Below are 14001 nucleotides of genomic sequence, written 5' to 3'. Positions count from 1 at the left end.
CTTCACTTCACCTGGATCCACTTGGCCTCCGACGGGATGCCGTCGGCGTCCGTCACGAAGAGCATGTACCAGCCCGGCGGCACGAGCGTCCGGTCCTCCGGCACGTCGACGGTGACCGTCATCCCGTCCTGGCTCTTCGTCAGGTCCAGCTTCACGGAGCGCTGTTCGACGTCCGTCGTGTGCGTGACCGCGCTGGGCCGCATGAGCCGGGCCTCCGCGATCCGCCCGGCGTCCTTCGTCTTGAAGGTGGCGCGGCCGTTCTGGTCGAGTTCGGGCGAGCCCTCGCCGAGGGCGGGCCGGTCCGCGCCCGCCCTGTGGAGGTAGGGCGGGGTGAAGACCTCGACGCGCTGCTCGAAGTCGCCGAGTTTGGTGTTGTCCTTGTCGCCGAAGAGCGGGTCGGAGCCGAAGGTGGCCACCCGCCCGTCGGGCAGCAGCAGTGCCTCGGAGTGGTAGTTGCGGCCGACGGTGGGTTCGGCGGCCTCGGTGAAGGCGTTGGTCTTCGGGTCGTAGAACTGCGCCTTGAGGATGTCGCTGCCGCTGCGGCCCCGGTACTGCTCCGATCCCCCGCTGGTGAAGACGGTGTCGTCGGGCAGCAGGACGCTGCTGAGGTAGCGGGTGCCCTGCGGGAGCGCCGGGCCGTCCTTGAAGACGGGGCTGTCCTGGGAGACGTCGACGATCGACGTACGGGCGGTGGACTTCGGGGACTCGCCGACCCCGCCGCCGCCGAGGACCATCACCTTCTGGCTCTGGACGGGCGGCAGCATGACGGAGGAGGAGGTCTCCAGCTGGTCGGGGGCGGTGAGCCCGCCCAGCTTGGTGAAGGTGTTCTTCTTCAGGTCCCACAGGCCGGGTTCGCGGCCCTTCTCGGCGGGGCCGTAGCCCGCGTTGGAGCCGGTGTAGAGGAGCTTGCCGCCCTGGGTGAGGAAGAGTGAGGGGTAGGTGGGGAAGTAGCGGAAGGGCCCCTTGGTCCACTTCTTCGTCTCGGGGTCGTAGTACTCGTTGTCGCCGGGGACGACGTCGCCGACGTCGTTGAGTCCGGAGACGGCGAGGACCTTGCCGTCCTGGAGGGTGACGAGGGTGGGGTACCAGCGGGCGTCCCGCATGGGGGCGACGGGCACGTACTTCTCGGCGCGGGGGTCGAACTCGTAGGCCCCCTTGATGCCCTGGAAGTCCTGCTTCTCGGTGGTGAGCTTCTGCGCGAGGCCGTAGACGTTGTCGGCGTCGTCGCCCTTGAGCCCCACCACCTCGTACTGCGCGGCCTCGGTGGTGAGGGCCTGCGGGCCCGCCTTCCGCGCCTCGACGAAGACGCGGGACTCGGCGGCGGTGACCTTCGTCTTCCACGGCTTCATCTGGCCGCTCCTGAAGTACGAGATCTCGAACTCGCGCTTCGCCTTGGGGACGGTCACGTCGAACTTGGAGACGTACTCGACCCCGGACGGCGAGCGGAAGACGGTGCCCTTCTTGAGGGTGACGGCCCGGTCGGGGCTCTCGTTCTTGACCCGCATGCCGCCGCCGGCCTTGTCCACCTCGTCGCCGAGGACCTCGTACCGCGCGGTCCCGCCCGCCACGAGCAGCCGCCCGTCGGGGAGTTGGGTGTGCCCGGAGCAGAAGAAGTCCTCGGGGGTGGGGATCTTCTTGAAGGTGTTCTTCACCGGGTCCCACAGGATGGACTCGAAGGTGCCGGCGTCGAAGTTCTTCTGGTCGTTGCCGGAGCCAGCGATGAGCAGCACCTTTCCGGTGTGCAGGAGGGCCGCGTGGATCGCGTTGATCCGGTACTCCTCCGGGACGTTCACCTCCTCCCAGGAGCCGTACTGCCGCTTGTACTCGGGCTGGGCGATCTTGTAGGCGTGGTACTTCTCCTCGGCGAAGGAGACGGCGGCGGGGGCGTTGAGCGCCGCGAGGACGACGACCGCCCCGCTGCCGAGCAGGGTCTTCTTGAACTTCTTGGACGGCCGGTAGGCCATGGTTCAGTTCCCTCCGGTCGTCGTGGGGGCGGGGGTGGCCGGCGCGATGGGCGTGATCGGCGTGACGGGGGTGATCGCCGTGACGGGGGTGGACTGGGGCGCGGTCCCGGCGGCCGCCGCACGACGGCGGTCCCGTACGGCCGTGAAGGCCCAGAGGGTCACCGGGGCCAGGGTGACGACCAGGGCGAGGGACGCCCAGGTGCGCATGGCCGCGTGGGTGTGGCCGTAGTGGACGGAGGCCGCGAGCGAGGCGACGAGGACCACCGCCCAGAAGAGGTGGATGCGGAAGGTGAGGACCCGGTCGGGGCTGGCCTGGCCGCCCTTGGGGGTGACGACGAACCGGCCGCGGGTGCGGAGGAACGCCGAGCCGAGGGACTTGAGGTAGATGGGCGCGGAGAGCGCGGACATCGCCATGCCGGCGAGGCCGCCGGAGCCCTCGGGTTCGTGGGGCGAGACGTTGTGGCGCCGGTTCCAGAGGTAGAGCCCGATCTGGAGGGCGACGGCGTCGCTGTAGATCATGAGCCAGACCTGGGTGGAGACCTGGGTGCCGGAGGCGCCGAGCCACAGGTAGAGGACGCAGCTCAGCACGCCGAGCAGCCAGTTGACGGCCGTCATGGGGTAGTAGACGAGCATCAGCGAGTAGTTGAGGAAGCGGCCCGGAGGGGTGCGGAAGGGCGCCTTCCAGAACTGCTTGAGGATGGTCTCGTACGTGCCCCGGGACCAGCGGAGCTGCTGGGTGAAGAAGTCGGTCCAGGAGGCCGGGCCCTCGCCGACGGCGAGGACGTCGGGGGTGTAGACCGAGCGCCAGAAGTGGCCCGTGAGCGGGTTCTTCCTGCGGTGCAGCTCGAAACCGGTGGCCATGTCCTCGGTGATGGAGTCGCACAGGCCGCCGATCTGCTTCAGGGCGGAGATGCGGACGACGTTGTTCGTGCCGACGAACATGGGGGCGCGGTAGCGGTTCCCGGCCCGCTGGATGAGGGCGTGGAAGAGGAACTGCTGCGACTCGGCGGCCTTGGTGACGATGTTGGTGTAGTTGCCGTACACCTGGGGGCCGACGACGAAGGCGATGTCCGGGTCGCGGAAGTAACCGAGCATCCGCTCCAGGAAGTTGGGGAGCGGAACGTGGTCGGTGTCGACGGAGGCGAAGTAGTCGTACGCGTCTCCGTGCATCGCGAGCCAGGCGTTGTAGTTGCCGTGCTTCGTCTTCGCCTTGTGGGCGCCCTTCTTCCGGTTCCACTCGGGGACGCCGGCGCGGGTGAAGTGGCGCACGCCGAGTTCGGCGCAGAGGGCCTTCGCCTCGGGGGCGTCGCCCTCGTCGAGGAGCCAGACGTCGAGCGGCCCGTCGTGGCGGATCCGCACGGCGCCTTCGAGGGTGCCGCGGACCATGGAGAGCGGTTCCTTGCCGGGGACGTACGTCGTGAGGAACGCGACGCGGGTGCCCGGTTCGGCGCGGACCGGTACGGGGTCGCGGGCGACCATGGTGGCGTGGGCGATCGACGCGACGTTCACCAGCATGAAGAAGCAGATGAGGCCGATCGACACGAGCATGACGGTGTCGAGGTGGACGAGCCAGGCGTCGCCGCCCTCGCGGACGGTCCAGTGGCTGGGCCAGACGAGATAGGCGAGGAGCAGCGCGGAGAGCACCGGCGCGAGGCTCATCAGGAGGACCGCTCGTATTCGGTGCGGCTCCTTCGAGAGCAGACTTCGGTACTGCACCGTGTAGGCCGCCGGGTCCGGTTCCGTGAGGGGACCGGCGAGTCGGCTGTAGGTGTCGTAGTCGTAGCCTCCCGGCCGCACGGTGCCTCCAGCTGTCGTCGAACGGGTCGATATCCCCACAAAAAGGGCAAAACACCGGCGTGTCGACTGGAGTCGTCCGAGCGAGCGTTTTTACCGACCGCGACCACTCTGACGACGCAGTGTGTACACGACGGCCTTCCGGGCGACCGGGTTCAGCTCCTCGACGGCGCCCATGAGGGCGCCGAGCTGTTCGAGCGCGGCGAAGGCGGCCTCGGCCCCGCCGGGGTCCACGCCCTCGTACAGTTCGAGCCCGACGAAGGAGGCGGCGACCGCGCGGGCGAGCCCGGCGGGGTCGGTGAACTCGGCGAGCGGGGTCCCGTCGAGGACCCGGCTGATCACCTGCTCGATCTCGGCGATCCAGAGGTCGAGACCGACGGCCGTGGGCCGGGCGAGCCGGGGGTGCGCCTGGGCGCCGGCGAGCAGCTGGCCGAGGAAGTCGACGTGGCCGGCCTCCCGCTCCTCCTCGTGCAGCGCGCGCCCGAAGGCGAGGAGCTCGGAGAAGCTGGTGACGCCGGCGAGCCGCTCGCGGTGGCGGGCGACGCGCAGTTCGGCGCCGCGCCGGCAGGCGGCGACGAGGAGCTCGTCGACGGTGCCGAAGTGGTAGAAGACCAGGGCCTGGTTGACGCCCGCGGCGCTCGCGATGGCCCGGGCGGAGGCCTTGCCGATGCCCTGCTCGACGAGCGTGCGCAGCGCCCCGTCAAGCAACTTGTCGCGGGTCTCCTGACTGCGGGCTTCCTGCGCAGCGGACTTACGACCCGTCAGCTCCTCGCGCATGCCCGTACCCCCTCACGCCCCCGCGCGACTGACGACCGGCCGCCGCCGGCGCGGTGGCGCTCCCCCGCGGAGACACCGGGACCGGCGGCGACCAGGTCGGACCGGGCATGTTGAGCGATCGCTCAACGGCGCCCGGAAGCGAAGTTAGCCGATTTTGAGCAGTCGCTCAACCATCGGCGATCAAGAAACCCCCGGCCCGCGACATCCGCGGAACCGGGGGTTCGGGGGTTCCCTCAGATCCTGACGGAGTCCTTCGCGGCGTCGCGCGAGGCGGCGACGGCCGCCGCGGCCTCGGCCTTCAGCTTCCGCTCGGCGTAGAAGCCGCCGAAGGGCAGCACCGAGAGGACGAAGTAGAGGGCGGCGGTGCCGAAGCTCCACTTGGTGCGGTTCCAGGCGTCCAGCCAGAAGAGCACGTACAGGACGAAGAGGATGCCGTGGACCGCGCCCATGACCGGGACCGCGTTGAAGTCCGTCGTGCGCTTGAGCACGGAGCAGACGAGCAGCAGCAGGAAGGAGACGGCCTCCGGGGCCGAGACGAGCCGGAGCCGGTGGAGCGAGGAAGCGGTCTTGAGGTCCACGGAGGGGTTCACCTTCGTTCGATCTTGTGAACGGATGCACAAGGAGGGGCCCGTCCATTGTGCACGCCGACTTTGCTGTCTCTTTAGGCGGGGGGCCAGTACCTTCCTGGGGTGGCTACGTTCCGACTCCAAGGAAGCAAAGTGCTCGCCGTCTCCATGTCCGGCGACGCCGTCAAGGCGAAGAACGGCTCGATGGTCGCCTACGACGGCCAGATGGCGTTCAAGAAGATGAGCGGGGGCGGTGAGGGCCTGCGGGGCATGGTGACCCGCAGGCTCACCGGCGAGCAGATGGAGGTGATGGAGGTCCGGGGGCAGGGAACCTGCTGGTTCGCCGACCGCGCCTCCGAGATCAACCTCGTCTCCCTGCACGGCGACAAGCTCTGGGTCGAGGCGAGCAACCTGCTCTGCACCGACGCCGGGCTGCGCACCGGCACCACCTTCACGGGGATGCGCGGCGGCGCCACCGGCAACGGCCTCTTCACGACGACGGTCGAGGGCACGGGCCAGGCGGCGATCATGTCCGACGGCCCGGCGGTGGTGCTGCGGGTGACCCCGCAGTACCCGCTCCAGGTCGACCCGGGGGCGTACATCGCGCACCAGGGCAACCTCCAGCAGCACTTCCAGTCGGGTGTGACCTTCCGCACGCTCATGGGCGAGGGCGGCGGCGAGGCGTTCCAGATCCGCTTCGAGGGGGACGGCCTCGTGTACGTCCAGCCGAGCGAGCGGAACACGGTCGGGGGTGACGTCTGATGCCGTTCCGCGAGATCAACTCGAAGATGGTCGAGGCGACCGTCATCCCCGGGCAGCGGATGTTCAGCCAGCGGGGCGCGATGCTCGCGTACCGCGGTGACGTCACTTTCACGCCGAACATGACGGGCGGCCAGGGCGGCCTGATGTCGATGATCGGCCGCCGCGTGGCCGGCGAGGCGACGCCGCTGATGACGGTCGAGGGCAACGGCACGGTGATGTTCGGGCACGGCGGCCACCACATCCAGGTGATCGCCCTGACCGGCGACACCCTGTACGTGGAGGCCGACCGGCTCCTCGCCTTCGACGGCACCCTGGAGCAGGGGACGATGTTCATGGGCTCGCAGGGCGGGGTCATGGGCATGGTCCGCGGCCAGGTGACCGGGCAGGGCCTCTTCACCACGACCCTCAAGGGCCACGGCTCCGTCGCGGTCATGGCGCACGGCGGGGTCGTCGAGCTGCCGATCAGCCCCGGCCGCCCGGTCCACGTCGATCCGCAGGCGTACGTGGCCCACCACGGCGACGTGCGGAACAAGCTGTCCACCGCGCTCGGCTGGCGCGACATGGTGGGGCGCGGCTCCGGCGAGGCCTTCCAGCTGGAGCTGAGCGGCAGCGGCACGGTGTACGTCCAGGCCTCGGAGGAGAAGCTGTGAGCACCCCGGTGATCCACGACCCGACGACGCTTCCGTCGGACGACAACGTGAACCCGTACACCTTCTGCGTGGAGCTCAAGGGCTCCCAGTGGTTCCTGCAGAAGGGGAAGATGATCGCCTACTACGGGCGGATCGAGTTCAACGGCATCGGGCACGGGCGGCTCGACCGGCTGGTCAGGACGGCCTTCCACTCGCCGCTGCACGCGAGCGACTGGGTGGTCGCGGAGGGCAGCGGGAAGATGCTGCTCGCCGACCGGGCCTTCGACGTGAACTCGTACGACCTGGACGAGGGCAACCTGACGATCCGCTCGGGCAACCTGCTCGCGTACCAGCCGACGCTGGCGCTGAAGCAGTCGATCGTGCCGGGGTTCGTGACGCTGATCGGCACGGGCAAGTTCGTGGCCGCCTCGAACGGTCCCGTGGTCTTCATGGAGCCGCCGCTGCGGGTGGACCCGCAGGCGCTGGTCGGCTGGGCGGACTGCCCCTCCCCCTGTCACCATTACGACCACGGGTACATGACGGGTGTCATGGGTGGCGTCCGGGCCCTGACGGGGATCGGCGGCACCTCCGGCGAGGAGCACCAGTTCGAGTTCGTCGGCGCCGGCACGGTCCTGCTCCAGTCGACGGAGCTGCTGATGCCGGAGCGGTCGGTCGGCGGGCCTCCGGCGCAGGCGGGCGTGCCGGGTCAGCACGCACCGCACGGTTCCGGCCAGGCGGTCCAGGGGTCGGTACCGCGCCTTCCCGGCCAGCTGGGCGACCTCCAGCGTCGCTTCGGTTTGTGAGCGGTAGTCTGCGGAGGGTGACGTCCTCGAACGCGCGCTCCCAGACTTCGTCCACTATTCAACTTCTTAGGTAGAATCGACTCATGGAGACCGAGAAGGCCGAGACGGCCACCCCGTGGCTCAGCGACGGCGAGCAGTGCGCCTGGCGCACGTTCCTGGACGTGCAGCGCATGCTGACGTACCAGATGGAACGGGACCTCCAGCCCTTCGGCCTGACGATGAACGACTACGAGATCCTCGTGAACCTCTCGGAGGCGCCGGACCGCCGGCTGCGGATGAGCGACCTCGCGACGGCCACCCTCCAGTCGAAGAGCCGGCTCTCCCACCAGATCACCCGCATGGAGAACGCCGGACTGGTCCGGCGCGAGAACTGCGAGTCCGACCGGCGCGGGCTCTACACCGTCCTCACCGACGCGGGCATGGAGACCATGCGCAAGGTCGCCCCGCACCACGTCGAGTCGGTCCGCCGGCACTTCATCGACCAGCTGAGCGGCGAGGCCCTCGACGGCCTCCACCAGTCGCTCAAGCCGGTCGCGGAGCAGCTGCGCGGCCTGCGCGGCAAGCCGTAGCCCCCGTCGCGCCCGCGCACGGCAGACACGAGGAAGGGCCTCCCCGGACGACCGGGGAGGCCCTTCTCGTACGTCTCCGGGCCCTCGGCCCTCAGTTGCCCGTCAGGCTCGCGATGAGTTCGTCCGAGGCGGCGTACGGGTCGAGCGCACCGGCCACGATCCGCTCGGCCAGCGCGTCGAGCCGCCGGTCGCCGTGGAGGACGCCGATCCGCTCGCGCAGGGCCGTGATCGTGATCGTCTCGACCTCGCGGGCGGCACGGGACCGGCGGCGCTCCGCCAGGACCCCGTGCTCCTCCATCCAGGCCCGGTGCTTCTCCAGGGCCTCCACGACCTCGTCGACGCCCTCGCCGCGCGCCGCGACCGTCTTGACGATCGGCGGCCGCCAGTCGCCCGCGGAGCGCGCCTCGCCGAGGCCCAGCATGTGGTTGAGCTCGCGGGCGGTGGCGTCCGCGCCGTCCCGGTCGGCCTTGTTCACCACGTACAGGTCGCCGATCTCCAGGATGCCCGCCTTCGCGGCCTGGATGCCGTCGCCCATGCCCGGCGCGAGCAGGACGACCGAGGTGTCGGCCTGGGAGGCGATCTCCACCTCGGACTGCCCGACACCGACGGTCTCCACGAGGATCACCTCGCAGCCGGCCGCGTCGAGGACGCGGATGGCCTGCGGGGCGGACCAGGCGAGGCCGCCCAGGTGGCCGCGGGTGGCCATGGACCGGATGTAGACGCCCGGGTCGGAGGCGTGCTCCGACATCCGGACCCGGTCACCGAGCAGCGCGCCGCCGCTGAACGGCGAGGACGGGTCGACGGCGAGCACGCCGACCCGCTTGCCCGCCCGCCGGTAGGCGGTCACGAGCGCGGAGGTCGACGTGGACTTGCCGACGCCCGGCGAGCCGGTCAGGCCCACCACGTAGGCGTTGCCGGTCAGCGGCGCGAGCGCCGCCATCACCTCGCGCAGCTGCGGGGACGCCCCCTCCACGAGCGAGATCAGCCGGGCCACGGCCCTCGGCCTGCCCTCGCGCGCCTGGGCGACGAGTGCGGGGACGTCCACCATCTTTCGCTGCTCCTTGGGTCGGTACTCGGGTGCTGCCGTGCTTACTTGCCGGAGGTGCCGTTGCCGGGCACGCGCACGATCAGCGCGTCGCCCTGGCCGCCGCCGCCGCAGAGGGCCGCCGCGCCGACGCCGCCACCGCGGCGCTTGAGCTCCAGGGCGAGGTGGAGGACGACGCGGGCGCCGGACATGCCGATCGGGTGGCCGAGGGCGATGGCGCCGCCGTTGACGTTCACCTTCTCGGGGGTCACGCCGAGGTCCTTCATTGACTGCACGGAGACGGCGGCGAAGGCCTCGTTGATCTCGATGAGGTCGAGGTCCTCGACGGTCAGGCCGTCCTTCTTGAGGGCGTGCAGGATCGCGTTGGACGGCTGCGACTGGAGCGAGTTGTCCGGGCCCGCCACGTTGCCGTGGGCGCCGATCTCGGCGATCCACTCCAGGCCGAGCTCCTGCGCCTTGGCCTTGCTCATCACGACGACGGCGGCGGCGCCGTCGGAGATCTGCGAGGAGGTGCCGGCGGTGATGGTGCCGTCCTTGGCGAAGGCCGGGCGGAGCTTGCCGAGGGACTCGACCGTCGTCTCGGCGCGGATGCCCTCGTCCTTGGCGAAGATCACCGGCTCGCCCTTGCGCTGCGGGATCTCGACCGGGGTGATCTCGGCCTCGAAGATGCCGTTCTTCTGCGCGGCGGCGGCGCGCTGGTGCGACAGCGCGGCGATCTCGTCCTGCTCCGGGCGCTGGATGCCCAGGCGGGTGTTGTGCTTCTCGGTGGACTCGCCCATCGCGATGGACTCGAAGGCGTCGGTGAGGCCGTCGTACGCCATGTGGTCGAGCATCTCGATCGCGCCGTACTTGAAGCCCTCGCGGGACTTCGGCAGCAGGTGCGGGGCGTTGGTCATGGACTCCTGGCCACCGGCCACGACGATGTCGAACTCGCCGGCGCGGATCAGCTGGTCGGCGAGCGCGATGGCGTCGAGACCGGAGAGGCACACCTTGTTGACGGTGAGCGCCGGGACGTTCATCGGGATGCCGGCCTTGACGGCGGCCTGGCGGGCGGGGATCTGCCCGGCACCCGCCTGGAGCACCTGGCCCATGATCACGTACTGGACCTGGTCGCCGCCGATGCCGGCCCGGTCGAGCGCGGCCTTGATGGCGAATCCGCCCAGGTCGGCGCCGGAGAAGGACTTGAGCGAGCCGAGAAGGCGACCCATGGGCGTGCGGGCGCCCGCGACGATCACTGAGGTGGTACCGGTCGTTCCAGACATGAGGCACGGCCCCTTGGGATGAGAGGTGAACGAGGGTTTACCGCCAATGTACTGAGGGGCGCGCCACGTGGTCACCGGCCTGCCGGTGTGATCGCACACACGTTGCGTAACCGCCTCCCCGCACGCTGCACTAGGGCCATGCTGACGCGTATCGATCACATCGGAATCGCCTGTCACGACCTCGACAAGACTGTCGAGTTCTACCGGGCGACGTACGGGTTCGAGGTCTACCACTCCGAGGTCAACGAGGAGCAGGGCGTCCGCGAGGCCATGCTCAGGATCAACGGGACCTCCGACGGCGGCGCCTCCTACCTCCAGCTCCTGGAGCCGACCCGCGAGGACTCCGCGGTCGGCAAGTGGCTGGCGAAGAACGGCGAGGGCGTCCACCACATCGCCTTCGGCACGGAGGACGTCGACGGGGACGCCGAGGCCATCCGCGGCAAGGGCGTCCGGGTCCTCTACGACGAGCCGCGCATCGGCTCCATGGGCTCCCGCATCACCTTCCTGCACCCCAAGGACTGCCACGGCGTCCTCACGGAACTGGTCACCTCGGCGCCCGCCTCCGCTGACCACTCCTCAGCCGAGCACTGACCTCCCTATTCCCGGCCCGGTAGAGTGGGCGGCTCCGGGCCGGGGCCGGTCGGGGCCGCTCGTGCGGCATCGAAGTCGGGATGTCGGGGTCGTCCGATCTGCCACGATTCCCCGGGGGTCCGTCCTCGTCCGTGAGGGCGGTGCTCGTTGTTGCGAACAGGGACGGGGTACCCCCTGCTCGTAGAGCTTGGGGAAGGATGGACCGCGCAGTGCGGGGCTACGAACGCCAGGAGAGCCACCGAGCTGAAGACGACCATCTCGCCCGGTTCGAAGCCGAGATGGACCGGCTGAAGACCGAACGCGAGAAGGCCGTCCAGCACGCCGAGGACCTCGGTTACCAGGTCGAGGTCTTGCGCGCCAAACTCCACGAGGCGCGCCGCACGATCGCGTCCAGGCCCGCGTACGACAGCGCGGACATCGGCTACCAGGCCGAGCAGATGCTGCGGAACGCGCAGGCGCAGGCCGAGCAGCTCCGCCAGGACGCCGAGCGTGAGCTGCGCGACGCGCGCGCCCAGACGCAGCGCATCCTCCAGGAGCACGCCGAGCACCAGGCCCGCCTCCAGGCCGAGCTCCACACCGAGGCCGTCCAGCGCCGTCAGCAGCTGGACCAGGAGCTCAACGAGCGCCGCCAGACCGTCGAGGCCCACGTCAACGAGAACGTGGCCTGGGCCGAGCAGCTCCGCGCCCGTACGGAGTCCCAGGCCCGCCGCCTCATGGAGGAGTCCCGCGCCGAGGCCGAGCAGGCGCTCGCCGCGGCCCGCGCCGAGGCCACCCGGCTCGCCGAGGAGACCAGCCGCCGCGTCGGCACCGAGGCCGAGTCCGCCCGCGCCGAGGCCGAGGCGATCCTCCAGCGCGCCCGCAAGGACGCCGAGCGGCTCCTGAGCGCCGCGTCGAGCCAGGCGCAGGAGGCCACCACCCACGCCGAGCAGCTCCGCTCGACCACCACCGCCGAGACCGACCAGGCCCGCCGCCAGGCCACCGAGCTCTCCCGCGCCGCCGAGCAGCGCGTCCAGGAGGCCGAGGAGAAGCTCCGCGTCGCCCGCGCCGAGGCCGAGAAGACCCTGTCGGAGGCGAAGGAGGCCGCCGCCAAGCAGATCTCCTCCGCCGAGTCCGTCAACGAGCAGCGCACCCGTACGGCCAAGACCGAGATCGCCCGGCTCGTCGGCGAGGCCACCAAGGAGGCCGAGGCGCTCAAGGCCGAGGCCGAGGAGAAGCTCCGCGAGGCGACCGCCGAGGCCGAGAAGCTGGTCACGGAGGCCTCCGAGAAGGCCCGTACGGCCGTCGCCGAGGATTCCGCCGCCGCGCTCGCCAAGGCCGCCCGCAGCGCCGAGGAGATCCTCACCAAGGCGTCCGAGGACGCCCGCGAGACCACCCGCAAGGCCTCCGAGGAGGCCGAGCGGATCCGCCGCGAGGCCGAGACCGAGATGGACCGGCTGCGGACGCGCGCCGAGGAGCAGGCCGACGAGCTGCTCGGTTCGGCGAAGGACGACACCAAGGAGTACCGGGCCAAGACGGTCGAGCTCCAGGAGGAGGCCCGCCGCCTGCGCGGCGAGGCCGAGCAGCTGCGCGCCGAGGCCGTCGCCGAGGGCGAGCGGATCCGGGGCGAGGCCCGCCGCGAGGCCCTCCAGCAGATCGAGGAGGCGGCGAAGACCGCCGAGGAGCTCCTCACCAAGGCCCGGACGGACGCCGACGAGCTGCGGACCAAGGCCGGCGCGGAGAGCGAGCGGGTCAAGTCGGAGGCCGTGGAGCGCGCCCAGACGCTCCGCGCCCAGGCCGAGGAGACCCTGGAGCGGACCCGGGCCGAGGCCGAGCGGCTGCGCGCCGAGGCCGAGGAGCAGGCCGAGGCCGTCAAGGAGGCGGCCGAGCAGGCCGCCGCCGGGCTGCGCGCCGACGCCGAGCGCGCCGCCGAGGCCCGCAGGGCGGAGGCCGCCGAGGAGCTGGCCCGCCTGCACGCCGAGGCCGAGGCGAAGGTCGCGGCGGCCGGCGAGGAGCTGACCGACGCCCGCGCCGAGAGCGAGCTGATGCGGCGGGAGGCCGCCGACGAGACGGACCGGCTGCGGACCGAGGCCGCCGAGCGCATCCGCAACCTCGGCGAGCAGGCCGAGCAGGAGGCCGAGCGGCTGCGCGCCGAGGCCGCCGCCGACGCGTCGACGACCCGTACCGAGGCCGAGACCGCGTCCGTACGCCTCCGCACCGAGGCCTCCGAGGAGGCCGAGCGCCTCAGGACGGAGGCGCAGGAGACCGCCGACCGGGTGCGCGCGGAGGCCGCCGCCGCGGCCGAGCGCGTGGCCGCCGAGGCCGCGGAGGCGCTCGCCGCCGCGCAGGAGGAGGCGAACCGGCGCCGTCGCGAGGCCGAGTCGACCCTCGAATCGGCGCGTTCCGAGGCCGGCCGGGAGCGCGAGCTCGCCCGCGAGCAGTCCGAGGAGCTCCTCGCCGCCGCCCGCAAGCGGGTCGAGGAGGCGCAGGCCGAGGCCCAGCGCCTCGTCGAGGAGGCCGACACGCGCGCGACCGAGATGGTCGCCACCGCCTCGCGAGCCGCCCAGGAGGTACGGGACTCGGTCGCCGGTCTGCGCGAGCAGGCCGACGAGGAGATCGCCGGGCTCCGCAGCGCCGCCGAGCACGCGGCGGAGCGGACCCGTACCGAGGCACAGGAGGAGGCGGACCGGGTCCGCACCGACGCGTACGAGGAGCGGGAGCGGGCCTCCGAGGACGCCGCCCGGGTCCGGGCGCGCGCCGAGGAGGAGTCCGAGGCCGCGAAGGCACTGGCCGAGCGGACGGTCGCGGACGCGATCGCCGAGTCGGAGAAGCTGCGCTCCGACACCGCCGAGTACGCCCAGCGGGTACGCACCGAGGTGACGGACTCGCTGGCCTCGGCGGAACAGGACGCGGCCCGCACGCGGGCGGACGCCCGCGAGGACGCGAACCGCATCCGTTCGGAGGCCGCCGAGCGCGCCGAGACGACGGTCGGCGAGGCGCGCGCGGAGGCCGAGCGGATCGCCGCGGAGGCCGAGCAGGTCCTCGACGAGGCCCGCCGGGCCGCCGACAAGCGCCGCGCCGACGCCGCCGAGCAGGCCGACACCCTCGTGGGCGAGGCACGCGCCGAGGCCGAGCGGATCGGCGCCGAGGCCGCCGAGGTCCTGGACACCGCCACCCGGGACGCCCAGCGTCTCCGTACCGAGGCCGAGCAGGTCAAGGCCGACGGCGAGGCCCACGCGGAAGCGCTGCGCGAGGCCGCCATC

12 protein-coding genes are annotated in these 14001 nt (G+C 71.5%); 6 read left to right on the top strand and 6 right to left on the bottom strand.

Annotated elements, in window-relative coordinates; translation table 11 throughout:
- Nucleotides 1–2: 2 nt before the first annotated feature.
- The 4 genes from AB0G79_RS25310 to AB0G79_RS25295 form a co-directional block, all read right to left on the bottom strand.
- A complete protein-coding gene (locus AB0G79_RS25310; RefSeq protein ID WP_360810152.1) occupies nt 3–1964 on the bottom strand; it encodes a kelch motif-containing protein in 1962 nt (653 codons plus the stop codon).
- A 3-nt stretch (nt 1965–1967) separates the two neighbouring features.
- Nucleotides 1968–3761, bottom strand: a complete 1794-nt coding sequence (locus AB0G79_RS25305; RefSeq protein WP_360810150.1) for a cellulose synthase catalytic subunit — start codon at nt 3759–3761, stop codon at nt 1968–1970.
- A 90-nt stretch (nt 3762–3851) separates the two neighbouring features.
- On the bottom strand, nt 3852–4535 hold the full coding sequence (locus AB0G79_RS25300) for a TetR/AcrR family transcriptional regulator (RefSeq protein WP_360810148.1): 684 nt from the start codon (nt 4533–4535) through the stop codon (nt 3852–3854).
- Nucleotides 4536–4768: 233 nt separating this feature from the next.
- The gene (locus tag AB0G79_RS25295) at nt 4769–5113 is read right to left on the bottom strand and encodes a DUF3817 domain-containing protein (RefSeq protein WP_360810146.1); all 345 of its coding nucleotides are present in this window, start codon (nt 5111–5113) and stop codon (nt 4769–4771) included.
- 111 nt (nt 5114–5224) lie between these two features.
- Between AB0G79_RS25295 and AB0G79_RS25290 the strand changes: the two genes are divergently transcribed.
- The 4 genes from AB0G79_RS25290 (at nt 5225) to AB0G79_RS25275 (ending at nt 7864) form a co-directional block, all read left to right on the top strand.
- The gene (locus tag AB0G79_RS25290) at nt 5225–5863 is read left to right on the top strand and encodes an AIM24 family protein (protein WP_360810144.1); all 639 of its coding nucleotides are present in this window, start codon (nt 5225–5227) and stop codon (nt 5861–5863) included.
- On the top strand, nt 5863–6513 hold the full coding sequence (locus tag AB0G79_RS25285; RefSeq protein WP_360810142.1) for an AIM24 family protein: 651 nt from the start codon (nt 5863–5865) through the stop codon (nt 6511–6513). The genes AB0G79_RS25290 and AB0G79_RS25285 overlap by 1 nt, the downstream gene beginning before the upstream one ends.
- Nucleotides 6510–7295 carry an AIM24 family protein gene (locus tag AB0G79_RS25280; protein ID WP_360810140.1) on the top strand — a complete coding sequence of 262 codons (786 nt, stop codon included), beginning with the start codon at nt 6510–6512 and terminating at the stop codon, nt 7293–7295. Before AB0G79_RS25285 ends, AB0G79_RS25280 begins: the two co-directional genes overlap by 4 nt.
- Before the next feature lie 83 nt (nt 7296–7378).
- Complete coding sequence (locus tag AB0G79_RS25275) at nt 7379–7864, top strand: MarR family transcriptional regulator (RefSeq protein ID WP_360810138.1); 486 nt, start codon at nt 7379–7381, stop codon at nt 7862–7864.
- Between the two features lie 91 nt (nt 7865–7955).
- Here AB0G79_RS25275 and meaB read toward each other — a convergent pair whose 3' ends face one another.
- Nucleotides 7956–8912 carry a methylmalonyl Co-A mutase-associated GTPase MeaB gene (gene meaB / locus AB0G79_RS25270; protein WP_360810136.1) on the bottom strand — a complete coding sequence of 319 codons (957 nt, stop codon included), beginning with the start codon at nt 8910–8912 and terminating at the stop codon, nt 7956–7958.
- 41 nt (nt 8913–8953) lie between these two features.
- The gene (locus AB0G79_RS25265) at nt 8954–10171 is read right to left on the bottom strand and encodes an acetyl-CoA C-acetyltransferase (RefSeq protein ID WP_360810134.1); all 1218 of its coding nucleotides are present in this window, start codon (nt 10169–10171) and stop codon (nt 8954–8956) included.
- A 138-nt stretch (nt 10172–10309) separates the two neighbouring features.
- On the opposite strand from AB0G79_RS25265, the gene mce reads away from it, so the two are divergent.
- Both mce and scy read left to right on the top strand, forming a co-directional pair.
- A complete protein-coding gene (gene mce, locus AB0G79_RS25260) occupies nt 10310–10762 on the top strand; it encodes a methylmalonyl-CoA epimerase (RefSeq protein ID WP_360810132.1) in 453 nt (150 codons plus the stop codon).
- Between the two features lie 209 nt (nt 10763–10971).
- Nucleotides 10972–14001: polarized growth protein Scy (scy, locus tag AB0G79_RS25255; protein WP_360810226.1), on the top strand; the 3030-nt coding region annotated here is incomplete at its 3' end.

The sequence above is a fragment of the Streptomyces sp. NPDC020807 genome (genome assembly GCF_040641575.1).
Taxonomy (GTDB): Bacteria; Actinomycetota; Actinomycetes; order Streptomycetales; family Streptomycetaceae; genus Streptomyces.
This window is presented reverse-complemented; position numbering and strand designations above follow the sequence as displayed.

Coding starts and splice junctions, on each gene's coding strand:
- mce (WP_360810132.1), top strand. CDS start 10,310: ATGCTGACGCGTATCGATCACATCGGAATCGCCTGTCACGACCTCGAC.
- AB0G79_RS25300 (WP_360810148.1), bottom strand. CDS start 4,535: ATGCGCGAGGAGCTGACGGGTCGTAAGTCCGCTGCGCAGGAAGCCCGC.
- AB0G79_RS25310 (WP_360810152.1), bottom strand. CDS start 1,964: ATGGCCTACCGGCCGTCCAAGAAGTTCAAGAAGACCCTGCTCGGCAGC.
- AB0G79_RS25275 (WP_360810138.1), top strand. CDS start 7,379: ATGGAGACCGAGAAGGCCGAGACGGCCACCCCGTGGCTCAGCGACGGC.
- AB0G79_RS25285 (WP_360810142.1), top strand. CDS start 5,863: ATGCCGTTCCGCGAGATCAACTCGAAGATGGTCGAGGCGACCGTCATC.
- AB0G79_RS25265 (WP_360810134.1), bottom strand. CDS start 10,171: ATGTCTGGAACGACCGGTACCACCTCAGTGATCGTCGCGGGCGCCCGC.
- meaB (WP_360810136.1), bottom strand. CDS start 8,912: ATGGTGGACGTCCCCGCACTCGTCGCCCAGGCGCGCGAGGGCAGGCCG.